Raw genomic sequence first — 22270 nt, forward strand, 5'->3', positions numbered from 1 at the left:
TTAATTGTTAAATTTTTTGGGGTAGCAAAAAGCCGTTAAGATTTCTTAACGGCTTTTTATTTTAATGCAGGTCGGCCGGAACCTCCACATTCTTTTTAAATTTCTGCAGATACAGCAATGGGATAGAGCATAACAATACCAGTCCTGCAACCCAATAAGCATCGCTATAGGTCAGCAATAAGGTTTGTTTGGTCAGCGTACCTTCTATGGCTTTTGCTGCCAGTGTTTTCGCATCCAGGTAAGTATAGCCTTTGGCCATGAAATTGTGGACGAAGCCGTTGAAGCGCTCGGTAAAAGCCGGGTTGTATTCATTTACATTCACCAACAGGTTGTTGCGGTGAAAGCCCTGTCTTACGTGGATCAGTGTGGTCAATGCGGCAATGCCGAAAGAACCGCCCAATTGCCTCATCATGTTGTTTAATCCCGAACCTTGACCGATCTCCGGACCTTTTAAGTCCTGGATCGCCAGTGTGGTCAGCGGTACGAAGAGCAGGGCCATTCCAACGCCCCGGATGATCAGGGGCAGGAAAAAGTCATTTTCGCCAGACTGTAAGGTAGAGTTGCTCAGCATACTACAGAACACGAAGAAAAGGAACATCCCTATGGTGGCCATAAACTGGGCCGGAATGTTTTTCTTCAGCATGATCCCGATAAAGGGCATCATCACAATGGTACATAAGCCGCCAGGGAAAAGTAATTCCCCCGTTTGCAAGGGAGAAAAGCCCAACAGATTCTGACAAAATACCGGAAATACAAACACAGATCCATAGAGGCCAAAACCAAGAACAAAAGAGGTGAACATCCCTACAGAAAAGCTGCGGTGTCTCATGATCTTGAAGTTTACGATCGGGTGCTCTGTGGTGGTTTCCCGCCAGATGAACAGCAGGAGGCCCAGTACGGAAGCCACGGCAAGCGCAGTAATGTAGGGCGTAGCAAACCAATCTTCACTTTCTCCTTTTTCCAGAACGGTCTGTAAGCTGCCTACTGCGATGGCCAGCAGGGCAATGCCCCACCAGTCGACAGGCATCCCTTTTCCGTCCTTAGGTGTTTCCCGCACAAACATATAGGTACAATAAGCGGCCAGGATCCCGACTGGAATGTTCACATAAAAAATCATGGGCCAGGTGCTGATCTCCAGCAGGTACCCCCCGATGGTAGGACCCACTGTAGGGCCTACTACGGCACCCAGTCCAAATAATGCCGTCGCAATCCCCACATCTTCTCTTGGCCAGGTCTCGATCAGGATCGCCTGAGCGGTAGAGATCAGACCACCCCCTGCCAATCCCTGCAGGATCCTGAATGCAATCAGTTCTTCCAGATTTGTGGCATTTCCGCAGAGGAAAGAGGCGATGGTAAAGAGAATGATGGAAAACAGGAAATAGTTTTTCCGGCCAAAGCGGCTGCCCAGCCAGCCCGACATGGGCAGGACGATGACATTCGCTACGGCATAGCCGGTAGATAACCAGGCGACATCCTCCAGGGTAGCGCCCAGGTTACCCTGTATCTGTGGTATCGCCACGTTCACGATGGTCGTGTCAATCAGCTCCAGGAGGGAAGCTGTGATCACGGTGAAGGTGATGATCCACTTTTTTAAACCTTTTTCGGCCATTGTTTAGTCTTTTATAGAAACAGAAACTTTCACGCTCATACCCGGACGTAATTTGGCCAGGATGTCTTTAGGCGCATTTTTGATTTTGATCTTTACCGGTACACGCTGTACCACTTTTACGAAGTTACCTGTAGCATTGTCCGGCGGCAGGAGCGAACCTTTTGCACCGGTGATCGGCGCGAAATTGTAGACTTCACCTTCGATCTCTGCATCAGGATAGGCATCTACTTCGACTTTTACTTTGAGTCCCGGTGTGATCTCCTCCAGTTGCGTCTCTTTGAAATTTGCAGTTACATAAATGCTGTTTTCATTGACGATGGAGAACAATGCCTGTCCGGCCTGCACCAGCTGACCTTTTTGCACATTCTTTTTAGACACAATTCCGGTTGCCGGGGCTTTGATATCGGTGTATGACAATTGCAATTTCGCAAAATCTACGTCCGACTGGCGCTGGCTGACGCCATTGCTGCTCACGGCCAGTTGCGATTGGGTAGTTCCCACCTGTTTTACTGCTGCCGTGTATTGGTCTTTCGCAGCTACGTACGCCGCTTCAGCCGATTCCTTTGTTGCCTTGGCCTGATCAAAGGCCTGTTGGGTGATGGAACCGTCCTTCACCAGATTTGCATAGCGCGCATAATCTTTATTTGCGAGGTCCAGTTTTACCCTAGCCGCTTCAATATTTGCTTTGGCGGTACTTGTATTTGCAGCAGTAGCAGCAATCTGGGCTTCAGAAACCCCTACACCAGCGCTGGCGCCCTGTTGCCCGGCCATTGCCTGTTCCAGTTTCACTTTATAATCACGGTCATCCAGTTTTACCAGCACGTCACCTTCATGTACCAGGGTGTTTTCTTCAAAGGCGATCTCGTTTACATAGCCACCTACGCGGGCTACTACGGGGCTGATGTCGCCATCGATCTGGGCATCATCGGTATCTACATGCTTACTGTAATAGATGTAAGCCTTAGTGCCGAATATGGCACCAATCAGGACGAGCAGGCCCAATATGATGGGGATAACTTTATTTTTCTTTTTCTTTTCGGTTGTCATCGCAGTATTTGTTATGGTATTATTGAGAAATTTTTCCAGTTGATTTTAATAAGGTATAGTACGCCAGTCCGGCATCTGCTTTCGCGATTTCCAGGTTGATCTTAGCCTGGTAGAGCAAAGTTTCCGCATCAATCCGGTCTATGGCAGAAGCTACATTGTTTTTGTATTTGGAAGCCAGGAGCTTGTCATTTTCTGTTGCCTGTGCAATGGAAGTTTCCAAGACATTGATCTTATTGATGGCCAGCTGATAATTCTGGTAGTCCTTGTTGATGTCCTTTTTCAGTTCATCGGAGAGGATGTCCTTTTGGATCACCACGCTTTTCTGCTGAATTCGGGCCTCCGTGACTTTGTTTTTGTTCGTCCAGAGGTTCCCGATGTTCCAGGAGACATTGGCGCCCAGGGTAATGGGCATGATGAACTGATCTGTAGGAGGGATGAACTTGCCGCTTGGATTAATGTAATACAAGTTGGCGCCTACACCTACGGTAGGTAAAGTATTGGCCCTGATGGATTTGATGTTCAGGTCTGCCACTTTGTTCTGCAGGTCCAGTTGTCTGAGCTCCTGACGGTTGCTCATGGCCATGTCGATATAGCTGCTCAAAGTTCCCGCAGTTTTTAAAGCATTGTCAGGTTCGCTGATCTCTATCTGGGTATTGTCGTTCAGGCCCAGTAAAATGTCCAGGTTGTAGTTGATGATCTTTCTGTTGTTCTCGATCTCCATTTCCGTCAGCGATACATTCGCTTGTTGCAGTTGGAACCTCAGGACATCATTTTTGGTCACCACGCCTTGTTCAAAGAAGCGCTGGGCCTGTTTCAGCTGGCTGGCAATGGATTCCAGGTTCTGGTTTACCACCTTTTTACTTTGCAGGACTTTAAAAAGTGAGTAGTAGGTATTGATTACGGCATAGCTGATTTCTTCTTTGTCTTTGTCCGCATCCAGGTTGGCCACCTCTTTCAATAAGCGTGTAGATTCTTCGGCGTATTTCAGCTTACCGCCCCCGTATACCAATTCTTCTACCGCTGCGGTGCCCACGAAAGCATCTGCCCGTTTCGGCAGGTTGATCGGGTCTGCACCACCGATGCTCAGTTTATTGGTGGGGATTTCCGCGTGGTTGTAAAGGAAAGAGGCTTTGGCTGTAGGAAGGGCATTGTCTTTTACCGTTGCCAGCCTTGCTACCGCCTCGTCGATCTTATTTTGTGAAAGCTTTAAGTTTTTGCTGTTTTCTATGCCTAAGGCAATGGCTTCCGGTAAAGTCAGCTTTCTCAGGTCCTGAGCGTAGATCATTCCCGGAAGCAGGAATGTCAAAAAGCTTAATGTAATCCGATTACGTATCATTGTTGGGGTGTTAAATAAGTGGTGATGAGGTCTTTCAAATGGGCAATCAGGCGGTCGGTGATGACCTTTCGGTCGGCCTTTTTATTGATGTCCAGTGTAGTACCATAAGTGATTTTAGCAGGTGAGATGGCTACATTGCTGATCGTACCCATGATGGTTGCGATGAGCATGCGTACGTCGACGGTTTTAAAACTGCCATCGGCAATGCCATCGTTGATGATGCGCTCGATCATGAGCATATTTTCTGCCATTGCATTTTTGATGGTGATGAACATTTCCGGGCGCTGCGGAAGGGAAAGTTCGCGGTTCATCATTTTATGAAGTGCATGATTGCAAAGGATCCTCCGGGCATAACCTTCTGTGACCTTGAGCAATTTTTCCATTCCGCTAAGGTTGTCCTGATTAATCTGGTCCAGGTCTTTTTTGAATGCCTGGATGCGAAGGGTGAGGAGCTCCATGAATACCCCTTCTTTGGAGCCGAAGTAGTAACTGATCATGGCCATGTTGGCTCCGGCTTCTTTGGCGATCTGTCGGGTAGATGCACCTTCGTACCCGAGTTCCGAAAACAGCTTTTCAGCTGCTTCAAGGATACTTGCACGCTTATCGATTTTTTCCATGTGATAATTTGATGGCACAAAACTAATCAATCGATTGATTAGTTTTCTCAAAAATCATCCATGGAGATATTGAATTGACGAGGTTTTGACAAAAGTGTCAAACTCAGGGGATGGTTGGTGTAAAAGCACCATGGCGCTAGTTCATGCCAGGTATAACCGGGATAAACTAGCGCTATGATGCTCCTGAAATTAAATTAGCCTGAAATCTCTTTAAAGGTCTTTCTGCTGATCAAGCCATCTTTTTTCAATGACATAAGAAATGATGAGGCCTATACCGCCAAAAAGTAATATGAAGCCGAAGTAAACCGCTACGGCATATTTATTCTCCATATTGTCTGCCATTACGGTAAACAGTGCGGCAATGAGGCCCAATCCCAGTCCGGCCATCAGCAAGCCGAATTTAAGGCTGAGGAAAGGTGTGGGGGCTGCGGCCCTGGGTTTTTGTACACCTGGATCCATGCCCCGTTCTATCATCGCCATTTTTTCTTTATTGCTCATGTACCTTAGTCCGAAAACCAATGCCGTGGTACAGATAAAAAGCATTACACATATAATTACTCCTTCCATTGTGTTGAATTTAATGATTAATATTGAATTTAAGCCTGTTCTGTTTACTATGACCACAGCAAAAAGAAACAGGTTACAGCCAAATCAAAAAAATAATCATTAGCTCAATGTAACCAGGTTCCGTCATGCGGCGTCATAACCCATATATGCAGCAAAAAAAAGAAGTAGACCTGATTGCGGAAGTGCTGAGGGGCAATACCATGGCTTACGCCGACTTGGTAAAGCTCCACCAGCGTTTCGTATTTACACTGGCGCTTCGGTTTGCTAAAAACAGGGAAGATGCCGAGGAAATTGCTCAGGACTGTTTCGTAAAAGCTTATCGTGCCTTAGGCACTTATAAGCACTCGGCGAAGTTTTCTACCTGGCTGTACAGCATTACTTATACCACGGCGATGTCTTTCCTGCGAAAGAAAAAGTTGGATACCATTTCGATAGATGACGAGACAAGTGCTCTGCAGTTGGGGCAGGAACATTCCGATAATAATGCTAATTTAGTAGAGCAAAAATCGGCGCATGCATACCTGAACTATGCAATAGACCTGCTGTCTCCGGAAGACGCAGTGCTCATTACCTTGTTTTACAAGGGCGAGCAGAGCCAGGAAGAGATTGGGAAAGTTCTGGGTATATCGGAAAATAACGTGAAGGTAAAGCTACACCGTGCCCGGCTCAAACTGAAGGAAAAACTGCAATTGTTATTGAAAGACGAAGTAAAGGATTTGATATGAAAATGACAGAAGAACAACTGGAAAAGCTGTTGGACAGCATCGAACTTGAAAGTCCTTCCATGGCCTTTACCCGGAATGTGATGGAAGAGCTAAGGGGGGAAATCAAACCTGTTTCGCTTCAGACCCATGTTGATAAACGCATCATCTATGGGATTTCCGCGGTTTTTGTGGCGGCTATTTTGGGGTTAATCGTTTATGCAGGTACTCGGAGCGATTTTAGTGATGTCCTACCTTCAGGGAGATTTCAAATTAAGTTTGACAGCTCGCTGGCTACCGAGCTTCAGTCGATGTTGCTGAAGGTTTTTCTCTTTACAGATGTAGTGATTGCGCTCTTTTACTTTGACCGGTTTTTGCGGAGAAACCGGAGTGCTACCTGATCGTGATCGGCAATTCTACAATGGTATTGTCCCAGGCGAAGATCATGTTGGCCCCTTCAGCTGATGGTATAAAGGTGATGGTAAATACTTCCATTGTTTTCGCCATGGCTTTTACAGGAAGATCCAGACGCAATACATCTTTGCTTTGGTCGTAAGTAAAAGCACCCCATTTGTCCGTTTGTTTATTCAGGATTAATGTCCATTTGTCTTTTTGGGGGATGGCGAAAAGGCTATATGAGCCACTTTTTATCCGTTTGCCAGCAATGGAGGCAGGTTTATAAAAGCGGATTTCTGTAGATTCATTGGCCCCCAGGCGCCATACTTTTCCAAATTGTTCCAAAACACCAAAAATTTCCCGGCCTTTCTTTGATGGGCGGGAATAGATGACTTTGATGAGGGGGGCAGAATTATCTTTAGCCTTGGCAACATTTAAGGGATAGTAGACAATATCTGCCGGACTGGAATCCAGTCCGGGAAATTTTATGTCTTGTGCCTGAGCACCAGCAGCAAAAAAACAGAGCAGCGCAAATAACCTTAATTTCTTCATGGCAGTAAAGATGAGGCAGTATAAAAGGGGCTGTTTAGTATTCGCGATCTTTAACGATACCGTTTAAGAAAATGGCAGCAATAACGAAACCAATGATGCCACCCAAAACAGACCATCCGAAATGTCCGGAGATGATCGCAGCGGTTAAAGTTCCAAAAAATAGGCCTAGTACGTAATAAACCCAGTCGAAACTGGTATTGTTGTCTTGTTTTGTCATTATACAGATTCTTTATTGGCCCAAAGATATTGATTTAATTCTGTTTACGCTTTTTCAGGAAAAAAAAACTGCGTTCGGATTTTTATTATGTCTGGGAAAATAAATAGATTCGGCTAAAAACACATAACGCCTATGTATTTATTTCGAAAATTAGATCTGCACGACGTGCAGATCATGAACTGTCTGCAAAAAGATGCAAGAGCCAGCTTTGCAGATATTTCCCGCAAGATTCACCTTTCCGAAGAAGCAATCGGAAAACGGACCAGAAATCTGGAAAACCAGGGCTTCATATTGGGATATAAAGCCCTTTTGAACCCCTACAAAGTCAACATTCGGGTTCGGGCCTTTATGCACCTGCAGCTAAAGCAGCATTCTGTTGAGGTGTTGGACATGGTCACACGTGTGATCCAAAATTTGCCGGAAGTAGTGAATTGCTACAAAGTCGTCGGTGAATACGACTTTAGCCTGGAGGTGCTCACTGTAGATCTGCATGCTTACCACCGGTTTTACAAAGAATTGTTGGATCATTTGCAATGCATCGACTGCATCAGATCCATGATTGTGACTGATGAAATCAAATCCGGTGAGATTTTCAACCTAAACCATCTTCCGGCAAATCGCGGAAATTGATTGGGCAGAAACAGGCCAGAATCTGACCAGAAAGGGGAGCGCTTCGGGTATTGGGTACCTTTACCCGAAGCTGACCTAATGCTGGTATGAAGCAGGGGCGAACCAGCACATATTCCTGTAAATTCGATAGTAGATGTTTTGACCGCTCCATCAGGTGAAGGAATAAAAAACAATTCATAAGAAAAGGCCGGTAGAATTTCTGCCGGCCCCTTCTCTTTTCATAGGTATTTGTTTTTCATTAGCAGATACGGAAGAAAGAAGCGTCTGGTTTTATAAAGTCAATTGCTTCATATATTTGGCTGATATCCTTGCGGCTGAACAGCAAGCCATTCTTGAAAAGAAATCACACCCAATTCAGGTCTGCCTTCACCTTCTAACATCGCGATAAACTCCAAATCATGTCCGTCGGGGTCTTTAAAATAAATGGCTATTGCAGGCATCCAGGCGAAGACCATCGGTTGCTCTGATCCATCCTTCAGAAAATTATAGGGTTGCAGATTTGCTGCTTTTAAAAACGATATGGATTTATTCAGGATATCATCAACATCACATTTAAAGGCAAAGTGTCTGCTTTCTATTTGTTCTTTTGGTTTTTCCCATAAACCTAACATTGCTGTTTTCGGCTCGCCTATCCAGAAAAAAGCAATTCTGCGTTCATCAGTATAGTTACATGGAGTTAATCCCAGAACATTTTTATAGAAATCAATAGATCTCTCCAGGTCTTCGACGAAGATGTGCGTTTCAAATAGTCCTTTTATCATTTTGTAAAGCTATGGCATTATACCAGGCATTAGAAATTGTATTTATTGATCGGAACATCGATAAAAACAATAACCTGAGCATCTGCTACCAGCCCCCACCTCCGCCGCCGCCTCCACCTCCGCCGGAAGATCCTCCTCCACTGCTGCCTGAACTCCAGCTGGAGCTTCCTGATGAACCGGAGGAAGATCCTGTGTCTGGCTTGCTGTCGCCGATCGCAGTACTGAATGGTACAATGAATCCAGGACTTAAGTTGCGGTGATTAAAACGGTCGCCGTCATACCAGTCGGGCATGTAATCTGCCTGACTCAGGAGGGCTTCAAACTTGTCTCCCCATGCATTTTCTACGTCCAGTGCCATGGCATAGGGAAGGAATTTCTCAAAGAGTTCAGGGGTATGTTCAGGTGGGTTCAAGAGGTTTAGCCGATGTTCCTCTGCGGTCTCCAGGTACATTTTGAATCCCTTGATTTTACTAATCAACTCCGTTCCTGCGACCGTGGGCGCCTTTATGAGGTAAACATATAAAGAAAACATGACGGTGCTCGACAGGATAAAAGCCAATGAAATGATGGGCAGACTGCTTAGGTTAAACATCAGCATGCCCAAAGGAATACCACCAAAGCCCGCACCCCAGATGATTAAAAATATTCCAACTACTGGAGCCTTAGGCAACGATTTGATGCCCATCACAAAACAGTATCCTCCGATCACAATAAAAGGACTAAAAAATAGCATCATCAAAGGTGTGCCTGTCTCTACGAAGATCATAAAGGTAATCAGTATACCCGCGGTCATCGCGGTAGCCCTGATGAGGTGCTTTTTATGGCTGACGAAAAAATCTGTCAAGTTGATCTGTGGCTTCAAACGATCACGATGTGCATTTTTTGCCGCATTGATGGTTGATCCATTGGCCTTATTGATGTATATGCGATCCTTTTTACCAAGAAAACGGGTATAAATGGCCTCTTCTTCTTTAGACAAAAGGTTAGCTGCTGCGGTCGACTTCTCTACAGCATAGTCTTCTTTCGTTCCGATACCTTTCCGGATTTTCACAACTTTTTTAACTGCCATGTTAATGATGGAGATGGCAAAAGACTTGTCATCTATCTTTTTCTTGTAGAAATAGCGCAACAGGGCTGGCGACCAGTTGTTGGGGATGTTAAAAGTCGGTATGATCACTGGTTGCTCCGGATCACGGCCATAACGCGACCAGCTGATATAATAATACGTTCCAAGCCCAATCAGCAAGAGGAGCGACAAGCTGATTTTGAGGTAATCCTGATAGAAAAGTTCAAAATTGGAAGGTCTGCGGATAATGCCTTTGGTGAATGCAGCGGCAATGGTAAACCCCGTTCCAGAGGGTAAATAATTTGTTGTTTTAAAAGTCAGGGACTGGTCAGCATTCACACTGAATTCACAATCCTTCCCTGTTGAACCCTTAGCTCCGGTATAACAGGCCGTATTGCCGTGGGATGCTCCATTTGGAAATGTTACTGTCGCCGAAGCCTGCTCAATGTTAAAGTCCCATTCACTGCCTGTGACATTCCAGTAAATCTCGTCGTAATCCTTGAAAAAGCCGATCTGGCCTTTAGTCTCATAATTGATTTCATAAGTATACAAGCCCGGGCTCAGGGTGATATCTTCATCGCCGATGTAAATACTTCGTACACTGCCATCGTTTTTAGTCTTATACTTCTCCTTTTTTCCATCTTTTAAAATGCTGCTGATCTTAAAATCCGCAGGTTTCCTATCTCCAAAAATGTCTTTACGGTAAATTGGGATGCGTCGTACCAGACCCCGTTTTATCTGATCACCGGTAGCATACACCTGGATTTTTTCAGTCAGGCGGATCATTCCAGAGACATCAATCCTGATGTCTGAATGAAAAGAAACGATCCGTTCATATTGTGCTTCCTGTGCTTCGTCTTGTGTGTGATGCTCAGCTGCGGCCTGCGTTTTCGGCTCTGCCAGCATGATGTCCTGAGCAACAGTTGCTGCTGGCCAGAGCATGCTCATCATCCAGAAGATCAGCAGCAGATATCGTGTCAATTGGTTGATTTTCATTTGTATCCGATTTTTCTGTTAAAAAGAAACTTTTACAGAGGAGCGTTCCGCAGGGTTGTCAACTTCGAAGAAGGATCCGTCTTTAAATCCAAAGACCCTGGCTACCAGATTGGAAGGAAATGATTGTACCTGGATGTTATTTTCCCTTACTGTGCCATTGTAATATCTTCTGGAAAGCTCTATTTCTGTTTCAAGGGTTTCCAATTGTGTTTGCAGCTGCTGGAAATTGGTACTGGCTTTCAGGTCCGGGTAATTTTCTGCAATTAGCATCAAGCGGGCAATGTGTTGAGAGAGATGGTTCTCCGTGTTTATTTTTTCCTGATCCTCTTGGGCATGAATGGCTTGTGTACGTAAGGTCGCCAGCTCTACCATTAGCTGTTGTTCATGTCTGGCGTATCCTTTTACCGTTTCAATGAGGTTAGGAATGAGTTCGTAACGTTTTTTTAAATAAACATCTATGCCGCTCCAGGCTTCTTTCATCCTGTTTTTTTTGTTGACAAGTGCGTTGTAATAAAATATGCTGCCAAATATCAGCAGAGCCAATAGGGAGATGGGGATGTATAACATAGGTAGGAGGAAGATAGGAAAAACTTGTTTATTTACTAATGATCGCTACAGTAAGCCTGCTTACACAATTCATTTTTCCCTTGTCATTGTAAATCTTAATCTCCCAGACATGTGTCTTCGCTCCGATATGCAGGGGCTTGCAAATACCTGTGACCAGCCCGCTCTTTACCGGGCGCAGGTGATTGGCATTGATCTCCAGGCCCACGGCCTGATATTTATCGGGATCGATGCACATGTAAGAGGCGACGCTCCCCAGAGTTTCGGCAAGTACCACCGAGGCCCCGCCATGCAAGATGCCTGCGGGTTGATGGGTGCGTTCGTCTACCGGCATGGTGGCCGTGAGGCTATCTTCCCCAACCGCTGTAAAGCGGATGTCGAGGAAGGCACCCATGTGATTTTTGGGCCGGTCATTTAACTTTTCTGCACTGAATTCACTGAACCAGATCATAGATACCTTTCTTTAATGATTTGTGTATGATGGATAAGGTGTCCGGCGATTACAAATAATAAGGCCCTTACACTAATCTGCCTACCGGAGGCGGTGCCGGTACGGTCAAGCTCTGCTTCCTGAAGGGATCCAAATAAATAAAGGTTGGCCCTGCGCAACAATTCGAATTCCCTGGAAAAATTGGACAGGCTACGGTCAGAGAAGTGAGCATTGGCTACGTAGTCGTCTTCTTCGAAGCCCGGAAGGGCTTGTGTTTCTCCCCTGGCAAAGCAGGTAAGCCGATATACCAGGATTCTTTCTGTATCTATGATATGGCCTGCCAGTTCCTTAATTGTCCACTTTCCCGGAGCGTAAGCATAATCTGCTTTCTCTGACAGGCTGTTGATGAAATCAGGAAATTCAGAAGCTTGACGCTCCAGGATTTCCATCACATCTCCATCTACTAATTTAATGTAGTTTTCGCCCCATGCTGGGTACTCATGTATTTGAGGTCGGTTCATAAGTAATGCTGCTTTTTAAAACGATCCGGAATGTAGTCCCTTTGCCCAACTCCGAATCCTTGACAAAGATTTGGCCATGATGGTAGTTTTCTATGATTCTTTTGGTGAGGGAAAGTCCAAGTCCCCAGCCTCGTTTTCTGGTAGTATAACCCGGTTGGAATACTGCGTCAAACTTAGACCGTGCGATGCCCTTTCCGGTATCGGTCACATCAATGAATACCTCCTCTTTGGTGAGGTTCTCAATGATGTTGATGGTGATCTTTCCTTCATTTTCAATTGCATTTGCTGCGTTTTTTAGTAAGTTTTCTGTAACCCAGTCGAACAGTGGTACATTGAGTAACGCACGGACCTGTTCATCACCTGTAATGGTAAATATGATCTTATCTGAGGTACGGATCCTGAAGTACTCTACGAAGTTATGAATGACGGTGTAGACCACATGGTCTTCGACAATAGGCTTGGAGCCGATTTTCGAGAACCGGTCTGTAATGACTTCCAATCGCTTGATGTCATTTTCCATCTCGGCAATCAGCGGGTCATCCTCCGCGTCAAAGCGTGACTTGATCAGTTCTACCCAGGCCATGAGAGAAGAGATAGGTGTGCCAAGCTGATGGGCAGTTTCTTTGGCCATTCCCACCCAGACTTGGTCCTGTTCGGCTTTCCGTGCTGAACTAAAAGCTACATATGCTGTAAGCAGGAACAGTGCAATCACCCCCAACTGAATGTATGGAAAATAGCGTAATTGAGTGAGCGTAGGAGAATCTTTATAATAAATATACCAGCGGGAACCATCCGGCTCCAGCCCCGTGATGGGGGTTCTGGGATGTTGTTTCTTCATTTTTCGGAGCTCCCGTTGAAAATAAGCAGGATCGTAAGTCACACCTTCCTTATTGGTCACCTCATAGTTGGTTTTGGTTGAATCGAGGTTTTGAGTGGCCAGAATCTCGCCTTTAGCATTGGTAAGGATGATTGGCAATTTGGTGTTGGCCCGGATGAGGTCGATCAATCCGGTATAACGATCGTCGTCGTACATGATGAGAGATTGCTCCGTCACCTTAACAAAAAGCTGAAACTGCAACTGTTCTTCCCGTTCCATTTTCTTGACAAAGAAATCAGAGTAAAAAACAGATGCTGTGCCAATGATAATGGCAAAGAACAATAAGAAGAACTTCCAGCGGCGCTTTTTCTCGTACGGATTCATAGGATTATGAAGGCAAATTACAAAAATATATCTTTGCTGCTATTAATATGGAAAAGAAAGTAAGAGTAAGATTTGCCCCCAGCCCAACGGGAGGCCTGCATTTGGGCGGCGTGCGTACCGCTTTGTTCAATTATTTGTTTGCCAAAAAGCATAACGGAACTTTTGTTCTTCGTGTGGAAGACACAGATCAGACCCGTTTTGTAGAAGGGGCAGAAGAGTATATTGTTTCCTGCCTGAAATGGTGTGGCATGGAACCTGATGAGAGTCCGGAGAAAGGCGGACCCTTTGGACCTTACCGTCAGAGCGAACGCAAGGCAACTTATAAACAATATGCAGACCAGTTGATCGCTGACGGCTATGCTTACTATGCTTTTGATACTCCGGAGGAACTTGATGCGAAGCGCAAAGAGGTTCCAAATTTTACTTACGGACAGGCTACCCGCTCATCTATGCGTAATTCTTTGACTTTAAGCGAATCAGAGGTAACTGCCCTGCTGGCATCTGGAACCCCACATGTGGTGCGGATCAAAATGCCTGAAGATGAACTGGTTTCTTTCACTGACCTGATCCGCGGGCACGTGAGCTTTGAAACCAATCTCGTTGATGATAAAGTGTTGCTCAAGGCAGATGGAATGCCTACCTACCACCTGGCCGTAGTGGCCGATGATAAGGCGATGGAGATCAGCCACATTTTCAGAGGAGAAGAATGGCTGCCCTCTGCTCCAATACATATCTTGCTTTGGAGGTATCTGGGCTGGGCTGACGTAATGCCGGCATGGGTGCATTTACCCTTGATCCTGAAGCCGGATGGTAATGGTAAACTGAGTAAAAGGGATGGTGACCGACTTGGATTCCCGGTATATGCACAGAATTGGACAGATCCGAAAACCGGCGATCTGACACAGGGATTCAAAGAACTGGGTTTTATGCCGGAGGCTTTCGTGAATCTGCTGGCAATGCTGGGCTGGAATGATGGTACTGATCAGGAACTATTTTCTATGGCTGAGCTGATAGAAAAATTCTCTGTAGAGCGGATCAGCAAGGCGGGGGCGAAGTTTGACTTTGAAAAAGCAAAATGGTATAACCATGAGTGGATCAAAAATGCAGCAGCAGGAAAACTGATTCCGGCGGTGAAGACAGCATTTCTGGCGGAAGGTCTGGACTTGCAGGATGATGTATATTTAACGAAGGTTATTGACCTGATTAAAGATCGATGCAATCTGTTGACAGATTTTGTAGCACAAACAATATATTTCTTTAAGGCACCTGTGGAATTTGATCTCCCTGCAGTGAAGCCGAAATGGACTGTGGAGAAAGCTGCCTTTTTTGAAGCTTATGCAGGTCTGGTTGATGAGGGGCTTTCTGCTTTGGAACTGGAAGAAAAGTTCAAGGAATTGGCTGCTGAACAAGGATTTAAACCGGGGGAACTGATGCTTCCTTTCCGGATCATGTTGGTCGGAGGTAAGTTTGGTCCGGCTATATTTGATATTGCAGTGGCACTTGGAGGAAAGGAAACGAAAGAACGGATTGAGAAAGCACTGATCGCATTTGCTTAAAATATGTTGGATTTGTTTAATTTGGTATAAAGATTGTTGAACTGTCTCGTTGTACCAAATTAAACAAATCGCATATGCAATGGTTCGGCAAAGGGAGTGGTAATATAGACGATCGGAGAGGGATGGGCGGTGGCCTGAAACTTGGCGGCGGCTTGGGTATTATCATCGTACTTGTAGGCTTATTTTTTGGAAAAGACCTTACCGGACTGGTGAGTCAGATGCCTGTTTCCCAAAGTGAACAGGTGCAGGGTAAAACAGGTGATCCTACGGATGCCGAAGGCAAGTTTGTGGATGGTGTATTAGAATCGACTAACCAGGTTTGGGCCGGGCAGTTCGAGGCGATGGGCCGAAGCTATGAAGAGCCTAAATTGGTATTGTTCACAGATATGGTACAGTCTGCTTGCGGAAATGCCAGTGCTGCTGTTGGGCCTTTCTATTGTCCCGGTGACCATCAGGTATATATAGATTTATCTTTTTATGCAGAACTCAAGGACCGATTCGGTGCCTCCGGTGATTTTGCACAAGCCTATGTAATTGCACACGAAGTGGGTCACCATGTACAAAACCTCCTAGGAATATCCGATAAGCTGCAGAAGGCCAGAGCTGAACTCAGTGAAAAAGAATACAACAAGTTGTCTGTTAAACTCGAACTACAGGCCGATTTTCTGGCTGGGCTTTGGGCACACCATGCACAGAACCTAAAAGACTTCAAATTGGAGGAGGGAGATCTTGAGGAGGCGCTAAATGCTGCAAATGCAATTGGTGACGATAAACTGCAAAAGCAATCGCAAGGTGAAGTAGTTCCGGATGCTTTTACACATGGAACCTCGGCTCAAAGGATGTATTGGTTTAAAAAAGGATTTGAGACGGGAGATATTAAACAGGGTGATACCTTTAATTCTACAGAACTCTGATGAAATACAATGCAAACACCACGTACCCGAAAAGTCGTCAGGCTTCAGGGATGATGATAAAAATACGAACCACAAGCCCGTTGACCTTAGCGAATGATATTAATTGTAGATGATACCCCTGAGAACCTGATTTCATTGAAACGGGTGCTTGAGCGACATAACTTTGAAGTAGATACCGCTTCTTCGGGTGAAGAAGCACTTAAGAAAGTGCTGAAAAATGAATATGTCCTGATCATCCTGGATGTGCAGATGCCTGGTATGGATGGCTTTGAGGTAGCTGAAGCCATTTCTGGCTATAGCAGGGCAAAAGAGACGGCTATCATATTTTTGTCTGCAGTAAATAAAGAGCTTAAATTCATTACCAGAGGTTATTCTTCAGGGGGCTTGGATTACATTACCAAACCCGTGGATATGGATATCCTATTGCTCAAGGTAAAGACATTTTACCGAATTTATGAGCAGAGCCGAAAGCTGATCGAGATCCAAAGCGCATTGCTTGACGAGATTGAATACAGGAAACAAGCGGAACGTAAAAAGGATGAATTCATCAGTATTGCCAGTCATGAATTAAAGACACCGCTTACGAGTGTGAAGGGGTACATGCAATTACTGGGAAGAAGCGTAGAAAAAGGCGATATACCTACGGTAAAACGGCATTTAGGTAAAGCGCAGGTGCAATTGGAAAAACTGAATGAGCTGATAGCCGATCTGCTGGACATTTCTAAGATTGAAAGTGGAAAAATGAAATTCAGCAAGAAACATTTTTCCTTTGACTGTTTGCTGGACAGTGTAGTGGACATTATTCACCAGTCCAATCCTGAATTCACTATCCGGAGAAATGGAAAAATCGGGGAAGATGTCTTTGCCGATGAAATGCGTATCGAACAGGTAATCATTAACTTCCTCACCAACGCCATCAAATATTCTCCCGGTACCACGGAGATTGAAATCAACGCCAGTCTGGAAGGAGATAAAGTATATCTGGGAGTCAAGGACTATGGTATTGGGATAGAACCGGCTCAACAAAAAAGCGTATTTGATAAGTTTTACCGCGTGGAAGAAACTGCGATACATTTTCAGGGACTTGGTATCGGCCTTTACATCTCGTCGGAGATCATCAGGCGTCATCAGGGAGAAGTAGGTGTGAAAAGTAAATTAGGGCAAGGGTCTGAGTTCTTCTTTCTGTTGCCCCTCAATTCTGGAGTAGAAACAGATTAATACATTGATTTTTATGAACCAAACAAAAACTTTAAGGAATAATCTGCGTATCGGTCTCGGGCTTTCTATGCTGATCCTTTTTATCAGTTCCTTTGCTTCTTACATGAGTATCAGCAACCTGATCAGCAGCGCAGATATGGTCGCCCACAGTAATCAGGTAAAAAGTGGTCTGGATGAGGTGATGTCTACGCTGAAAGATGCAGAAACCGGTCAGCGCGGATACCTGCTGACCGGAGACAAAGTCTTTTTAGAACCTTATGAAGGTGCGCGGGAAAAGGCTTTGGAATTGATCAATAAAATTACCCTGGAAACCAGGGACAATCCGTTCCAGCAGAAAAATGTAAAAGAATTGCAGGAGGTGGTGGAGGGAAGGCTCATTGTTTTGGAACAGACCATTGGCATTAGGACGAGGGGAGGAAATGTGAGTGTAGCCGAGCTGCTCAATGGAAAGTCTTACATGGATAACGCAAGGGCTTTGGTCAATAAAATGCAGGCTGAAGAAAAACGATTGCTGGAAGAAAGAACAGAAAGCATGAACCTTTTTGCCAGCTATACACCGGTATTGATCCTGATTGCCGCGGCGCTGGCGATTTTGATTACTATTTTCTTCTATAGAAAGGTTTCTTCGGATTTTAGCAAGCGACTTGCACTTCAAAGGGAATTACAGCAAAAGAATGATGAAATAGACCACAGAATAGAAGTCATTCAGGGCATTGCCGGGCAAATCTCTAATGGAGATTACCAGATCAGGTTAGATGAGGAAACAAAGGATGGTCTTGGAAGCCTTGCCGGTTCATTGAATACGATGGCCGATTCCCTGCAGTATTCTTTTTCCCTGCTTGCAGATAAGGAATGGCTCCAATCGGGTATTGCAAACCTCAACGACAAGATGGTCGGTGAGAAAAGCGTTGCTGAGCTCGCTAATGACATTCTGGAAAATATAATTCAGCATACCAACAGTGTGGTTGCTGCTTTCTATCTTATTGGAGAAGATAAAAAGCTGCATTTGGAAGGAGGGTATTCTCTTCCCAAAGATTTCAAGAACAGCAATCTGGCGATCGGTGAAGGCGTGGCAGGGCAGGTGTTTAAGTCAGGGAAACAAATCCTGATTGAGGATATACCTGAAGGAGAAATGACAGTAAGTTATGCGGCCGGCAGTACAAGACCAAGAAATATTGTTGCTGTCCCGATTCTGAGGAATAATGAGGTTGCCGGAGTGATGGAGTTTGGATCTCTGACCCCTTATTCCCCAATACACCTGGAGTTCCTGAGCGGTATTGCCACTAATATCGGCATCGCGATTCATGTAGCCCAGAATAGGAGAAAGCTGCAGGAATTATTGGAAGAAACCCAAGCGCAGTCTGAAGAGCTGCAGGCGCAGCATAGTGAGCTGGAGGGCTTAAATGCAGAATTGGAGGCCCAGACCCAAAAAATACAGACTTCTGAAGAAGAGCTCAGGGTACAGCAGGAGGAGTTGCTTCAAAGTAATCAGGAGCTGGAAGAACGTACAAGTTTACTGGAAGAAAAGAACCAGTTGATTCAGGAGCGTAATTTGGATATCCAGCAGAAAGCCGAGCAATTGGAACAGAGTACGAAATATAAATCTGAATTTCTGGCGAATATGTCTCATGAATTACGGACACCATTAAATTCGATCTTACTTTTATCGAAATTAATGTCTGAAAATAAAGATCTGGATAAGGAATATATCGAATATGCCGAAGTGATCCAGAGTTCCGGACAAGGACTGCTTGGCTTAATTGACGAGATTTTGGATTTATCTAAGATTGAGGCCGGTAAAATGAAGCTGGAGTTTGCTGAGGTAAACGTTAATGAGGTGGTGACGGATATGAGGTCGCTATTTAACCCTCTGGCAAATAATAAGGCCCTTAGCCTGGTGATCGATGTGGATGATAATATTCAGTCGATCAATACGGATAAGATGCGGCTGGAGCAAATCCTTAAAAACCTATTGTCTAATGCCGTAAAATTCACTGAGCAAGGACGGGTATCCCTTACGGTGAGGAGAAGTGAAAATGGAAAAGCAGTACTGTTTAAGGTAACTGATACTGGCATCGGTATTGCAAATGATAAACTAGGATTGATCTTCGAAGCATTTCAGCAGGCAGATGGTTCGACCAGGCGTAAGTTTGGAGGAACAGGTCTTGGGCTCTCTATCAGCCGGGAATTGGCGAAGTTACTGGGTGGAGAAATTGCCCTCGTCAGTAAAGAAAATGTAGGGAGTGAATTTACATTGTCCCTTCCACTGGATCGTGGAGCAGTTGAGCAAAAGACTTTTGAGCAGGATGCTGTAGCATTTGAGGTAACTGCTCCAACTGAAAAAGCCAGGGTAATCGTTCCGGAGCGGTTTACGGTAGACCGCATTCCCCAGGAGCTGGAGGATGACAGAAGCAACATCAATCAGGGCGACAAGATCATCCTGATCGTGGAAGATGATACTGCATTTGCAAAGACTTTGCTAAATTTTACCAGAAAACGAGGTTATAAGGGGATTGTAGCTGTTCGGGGTGATGTAGGCATAGAAATGGCCAATCATTATAAACCCCTAGCTATATTGCTGGATATCCAACTGCCGGTAAAGGATGGCTGGCAGGTAATGGAAGAGTTAAAATCCAATCCGGAAACCAGACCAATCCCAGTACACATCATGTCGTCTATGGAGGTGAAAAAAGAAAGTTTGCTTAAAGGTGCTGTTGATTTCATCAATAAACCCGTGGCTTTAGAGCACATGCAACAGATCTTTCAGAAACTGGAGTACGCACTGAGCCGGCATCCAAAAAAAGTATTGATCGTAGAGGAGAATAAGCAGCATGCAGAAGCCCTCAGTTACTTTTTAAGCAATTATAATATCAATACTGAAGTCGTCAATAACGTGGGGCAGAGCATTGGTGCATTACATAAAAAAGAAGTGGATTGTGTGATCCTGGATATGGGGATTCCTGCGAAAAATGCTTATGAGACCCTGGAGACCATCAAAAAAAGTGAGGGGCTGGAAAACTTGCCGATCATCATATTTACCGGTAAAAATTTATCTAAGGGGGAGGAAAATAAAATCAAGCAGTATGCAGACTCTATTGTGGTGAAAACAGCACATTCTTACCAGCGTATATTAGACGAGGCGGGGTTGTTCCTTCATTTGGTGGAAGCTAAGGAGGTGGACGGGAAGAAAAAGCCATCGTCTGAGCAACTTGGCGGGCTTTACGAGGTATTGAACAATAAGACTGTGCTGATTGCTGATGATGACGTCAGAAATATCTTTTCCCTGACTAAAGCCTTAGAGCAGCACAAAATGAAAGTGCTGGCAGCTACAGATGGTAAAGAGGCCTTGCAAATCCTTAAGGATAACCCTTTAGTGGATATTGTGTTGATGGACATGATGATGCCGGAAATGGATGGTTATGAGAGTACGAAAGAGATCCGGAAAATGCCCGGCTACAAACAATTGCCTGTCCTGGCCGTTACAGCTAAGGCAATGATGGGAGACCGCGAAAAATGTATAGCAGCAGGCGCCTCGGATTATATTTCGAAGCCAGTAGATATTGATCAGCTGATCTCTCTGTTGCGGGTTTGGCTTTACGATAAGGTATAACACATGACGGCTAAGGTTTTAATAATTGACGATGATAACAGGAATATTTTTGCTCTGAAGGCTGTCTTGAGGGCTAAGGGGTACCTCTGTCTGGCTGCTTCTGGTGCTGAGGAGGGGATAGACCTGTTAAAACAAGATGAAGATATCGCTGTTGTATTGATGGATATGATGATGCCTGGAATGGATGGTTATCAGGCGATGGCTGAGATAGGAAAAATACCAGAGTTGAAACATATTCCGGTGATCGCTGTCACGGCACAGGCTATGGTAGGAGACAAAGAAAGATGTCTTAGTGCAGGAGCAGCGGCTTATGTGTCCAAGCCAATCAATGTGGAGGAGCTGACGGGTTTACTAAAAAAATATATTTAAATTGGAAATACCCGTAATTAATGACGAACAGGTAGAAGTTCTTTTATCAGATCTGCTGGAACAATATGGCTATGATTTTACCGGTTATTCCAGAGCTTCTTTAAAACGACGGATCATTAGATTGTATGGATTAGATAAAGCCGTGAGTTTTGCAGAATTCAGATACCGGATCAATAATGATCAGATCTACTTTAAGCGTTTTGTAGAGCAGATCACGGTTAATGTGACGGAGATGTTCCGAGATCCTGAGTTCTTTAAAAAACTAAGAGAAGAGGTCTTGCCTAAATTGGGGACTTATCCCTTCATCAGAATATGGTTGGCCGGCTGTTCGACAGGAGAAGAGGCATATTCCATTTCGATATTGCTGAAGGAGCTTAATCTGTTGCACAAATCATTGATTTACGCAACGGACCTGAATCCTGCGGTTTTAGAAAAGGCAGCACAGAGTATGTTTGCCCTGAGTCAGATGAAGCAATATTCAGAAAACTATATTTTGTCCGGTGGCACAAAAGATTTTTCGAGCTATTATACTGCAAACTACTCATTGGCCAAGTTTGACGAGGAGCTGAAGCATAAGATCATATTCTCTACCCATAATCTGGTGTCTGATCATTCATTCAATGAATTTCAGCTGATTTTATGCAGAAATGTATTGATCTATTTTGATCGGGATTTGCAGCATAAGGTCTTAAATCTTTTTGATGAGAGCCTGGAAGCACTTGGTTATTTGGCTTTAGGAACGAAGGAAACATTGAATTTCTCGCATATTGCAAACAGATACCGGCGTTTAGACGCAGAAAAAATTTGGCGAAAGGTTGTATGATGACAAAGTGTGAAGCATTTATAATAGGAGGCTCTGCTGGAAGCCTGGATGTATTACTACGGTTGCTCCCCAAGGTTGATGCTACCATCCCTTTTCCTATTATTATTGTTATCCACAGGAAGCACGGTACCGATTCATTGCTTACAGACCTGCTTTCCAGCAGGACTAAACTGGTAGTGAAAGAAGTAGATGAAAAAGAGCCTATCAAAGGTGGTACAGTGTATATTGCACCCTCAGATTATCACCTGCTCATTGAGCGGGATAAGACATTTTCCCTGGATTATTCTGAAAAGATCAACTATTCCAGGCCCGCAATTGATGTGACTTTTCAGACCGCGGCGGAGGTTTATAGAAATCACCTCTACTGTCTTTTACTGTCTGGATCAAACTCAGATGGGGTAAATGGCCTGAAAAGTGTAAAATCCTGGTCTGGTAACGCATTAATTCAGAACCCAGATTCCGCTCAAGTACCTTATATGCCGGCTCAGGCAAAACTCCATGTGGACATAGACCATATTTTGAACATCGAAGATATGGGAGAATTTATAAATTTATTGGCTTAATTAATA

23 protein-coding genes are annotated in these 22270 nt (G+C 44.7%); 10 read left to right on the plus strand and 13 right to left on the minus strand.

What is annotated here, in order from left to right; translation table 11 throughout:
• Positions 1-61 precede the first annotated feature (61 nt).
• The 5 genes from WAE59_RS21550 to WAE59_RS21570 form a co-directional block, all read right to left on the minus strand.
• Complete coding sequence (locus tag WAE59_RS21550) at positions 62-1609, minus strand: DHA2 family efflux MFS transporter permease subunit (RefSeq protein ID WP_337858060.1); 1548 nt, start codon at positions 1607-1609, stop codon at positions 62-64.
• A 3-nt stretch (positions 1610-1612) separates the two neighbouring features.
• A complete protein-coding gene (locus WAE59_RS21555; protein ID WP_337858061.1) occupies positions 1613-2656 on the minus strand; it encodes an HlyD family secretion protein in 1044 nt (347 codons plus the stop codon).
• Positions 2657-2675: 19 nt separating this feature from the next.
• Positions 2676-3992: a TolC family protein gene (locus WAE59_RS21560; RefSeq protein WP_337858062.1), complete on the minus strand. Its 1317-nt coding sequence runs from the start codon at positions 3990-3992 to the stop codon at positions 2676-2678.
• Positions 3989-4609 carry a TetR/AcrR family transcriptional regulator gene (locus WAE59_RS21565; protein WP_337858063.1) on the minus strand — a complete coding sequence of 207 codons (621 nt, stop codon included), beginning with the start codon at positions 4607-4609 and terminating at the stop codon, positions 3989-3991. Before WAE59_RS21565 ends, WAE59_RS21560 begins: the two co-directional genes overlap by 4 nt.
• 210 nt (positions 4610-4819) lie before the next feature.
• Entirely contained in the window at positions 4820-5176 is a 357-nt protein-coding gene (locus WAE59_RS21570; protein WP_337858064.1) for a DUF6249 domain-containing protein, read from the minus strand.
• A 146-nt stretch (positions 5177-5322) separates the two neighbouring features.
• On the opposite strand from WAE59_RS21570, the gene WAE59_RS21575 reads away from it, so the two are divergent.
• Entirely contained in the window at positions 5323-5901 is a 579-nt protein-coding gene (locus WAE59_RS21575; RefSeq protein WP_337858065.1) for an RNA polymerase sigma factor, read from the plus strand.
• The gene (locus WAE59_RS21580; RefSeq protein ID WP_337858066.1) at positions 5898-6278 is read left to right on the plus strand and encodes a hypothetical protein; all 381 of its coding nucleotides are present in this window, start codon (positions 5898-5900) and stop codon (positions 6276-6278) included. The genes WAE59_RS21575 and WAE59_RS21580 overlap by 4 nt, the downstream gene beginning before the upstream one ends.
• Here WAE59_RS21580 and WAE59_RS21585 read toward each other — a convergent pair.
• Both WAE59_RS21585 and WAE59_RS21590 read right to left on the minus strand, forming a co-directional pair.
• The gene (locus tag WAE59_RS21585) at positions 6271-6825 is read right to left on the minus strand and encodes a DUF2911 domain-containing protein (protein WP_337858067.1); all 555 of its coding nucleotides are present in this window, start codon (positions 6823-6825) and stop codon (positions 6271-6273) included. The genes WAE59_RS21580 and WAE59_RS21585 overlap by 8 nt on opposite strands.
• A 34-nt stretch (positions 6826-6859) precedes the next feature.
• Positions 6860-7042: a hypothetical protein gene (locus tag WAE59_RS21590; RefSeq protein WP_337858068.1), complete on the minus strand. Its 183-nt coding sequence runs from the start codon at positions 7040-7042 to the stop codon at positions 6860-6862.
• 132 nt (positions 7043-7174) lie between these two features.
• Between WAE59_RS21590 and WAE59_RS21595 the strand changes: the two genes are divergently transcribed.
• Entirely contained in the window at positions 7175-7672 is a 498-nt protein-coding gene (locus WAE59_RS21595) for an Lrp/AsnC family transcriptional regulator (protein ID WP_337858069.1), read from the plus strand.
• Between the two features lie 287 nt (positions 7673-7959).
• Here the strand turns inward: WAE59_RS21595 and WAE59_RS21600 are convergent, their stop codons facing one another.
• The 6 genes from WAE59_RS21600 to WAE59_RS21625 all read right to left on the minus strand — a co-directional run bounded on the left by WAE59_RS21600 (position 7960) and on the right by WAE59_RS21625 (position 13211).
• Positions 7960-8433 carry a VOC family protein gene (locus WAE59_RS21600; RefSeq protein WP_337858070.1) on the minus strand — a complete coding sequence of 158 codons (474 nt, stop codon included), beginning with the start codon at positions 8431-8433 and terminating at the stop codon, positions 7960-7962.
• A gap of 85 nt (positions 8434-8518) precedes the next feature.
• Positions 8519-10495: a DUF2207 domain-containing protein gene (locus WAE59_RS21605; protein WP_337858071.1), complete on the minus strand. Its 1977-nt coding sequence runs from the start codon at positions 10493-10495 to the stop codon at positions 8519-8521.
• Positions 10496-10513: 18 nt separating this feature from the next.
• The gene (locus tag WAE59_RS21610; protein ID WP_337858072.1) at positions 10514-11062 is read right to left on the minus strand and encodes a LemA family protein; all 549 of its coding nucleotides are present in this window, start codon (positions 11060-11062) and stop codon (positions 10514-10516) included.
• Between the two features lie 28 nt (positions 11063-11090).
• A complete protein-coding gene (locus tag WAE59_RS21615; protein ID WP_337858073.1) occupies positions 11091-11510 on the minus strand; it encodes a hotdog fold thioesterase in 420 nt (139 codons plus the stop codon).
• Complete coding sequence (locus WAE59_RS21620; protein WP_337858074.1) at positions 11507-12010, minus strand: DinB family protein; 504 nt, start codon at positions 12008-12010, stop codon at positions 11507-11509. Before WAE59_RS21620 ends, WAE59_RS21615 begins: the two co-directional genes overlap by 4 nt.
• Positions 11988-13211, minus strand: a complete 1224-nt coding sequence (locus tag WAE59_RS21625; RefSeq protein ID WP_337858075.1) for a sensor histidine kinase — start codon at positions 13209-13211, stop codon at positions 11988-11990. Before WAE59_RS21625 ends, WAE59_RS21620 begins: the two co-directional genes overlap by 23 nt.
• Before the next feature lie 47 nt (positions 13212-13258).
• On the opposite strand from WAE59_RS21625, the gene gltX reads away from it, so the two are divergent.
• The 7 genes from gltX (at position 13259) to WAE59_RS21660 (ending at position 22264) form a co-directional block, all read left to right on the plus strand.
• Positions 13259-14767 (plus strand): glutamate--tRNA ligase, encoded by a 1509-nt coding sequence (gene gltX / locus WAE59_RS21630; protein WP_337858076.1) that lies wholly within the window; start codon positions 13259-13261, stop codon positions 14765-14767.
• A 74-nt stretch (positions 14768-14841) separates the two neighbouring features.
• Complete coding sequence (gene ypfJ / locus WAE59_RS21635; protein ID WP_337858077.1) at positions 14842-15681, plus strand: KPN_02809 family neutral zinc metallopeptidase; 840 nt, start codon at positions 14842-14844, stop codon at positions 15679-15681.
• A gap of 93 nt (positions 15682-15774) precedes the next feature.
• Complete coding sequence (locus WAE59_RS21640; protein ID WP_337858078.1) at positions 15775-16899, plus strand: hybrid sensor histidine kinase/response regulator; 1125 nt, start codon at positions 15775-15777, stop codon at positions 16897-16899.
• Positions 16900-16912: 13 nt separating this feature from the next.
• A complete protein-coding gene (locus WAE59_RS21645) occupies positions 16913-20509 on the plus strand; it encodes a response regulator (protein WP_337858079.1) in 3597 nt (1198 codons plus the stop codon).
• Positions 20510-20512: 3 nt separating this feature from the next.
• Positions 20513-20878 (plus strand): response regulator, encoded by a 366-nt coding sequence (locus WAE59_RS21650; RefSeq protein ID WP_337858080.1) that lies wholly within the window; start codon positions 20513-20515, stop codon positions 20876-20878.
• Position 20879: 1 nt separating this feature from the next.
• Positions 20880-21701, plus strand: a complete 822-nt coding sequence (locus WAE59_RS21655) for a CheR family methyltransferase (RefSeq protein WP_337858081.1) — start codon at positions 20880-20882, stop codon at positions 21699-21701.
• Positions 21698-22264, plus strand: a complete 567-nt coding sequence (locus tag WAE59_RS21660) for a chemotaxis protein CheB (RefSeq protein ID WP_337858082.1) — start codon at positions 21698-21700, stop codon at positions 22262-22264. The genes WAE59_RS21655 and WAE59_RS21660 overlap by 4 nt, the downstream gene beginning before the upstream one ends.
• Positions 22265-22270 lie beyond the last annotated feature (6 nt).

It is taken from the genome of Pedobacter sp. GR22-6 (assembly GCF_037402555.1).
Classification (GTDB): domain Bacteria; phylum Bacteroidota; class Bacteroidia; order Sphingobacteriales; family Sphingobacteriaceae; genus Pedobacter.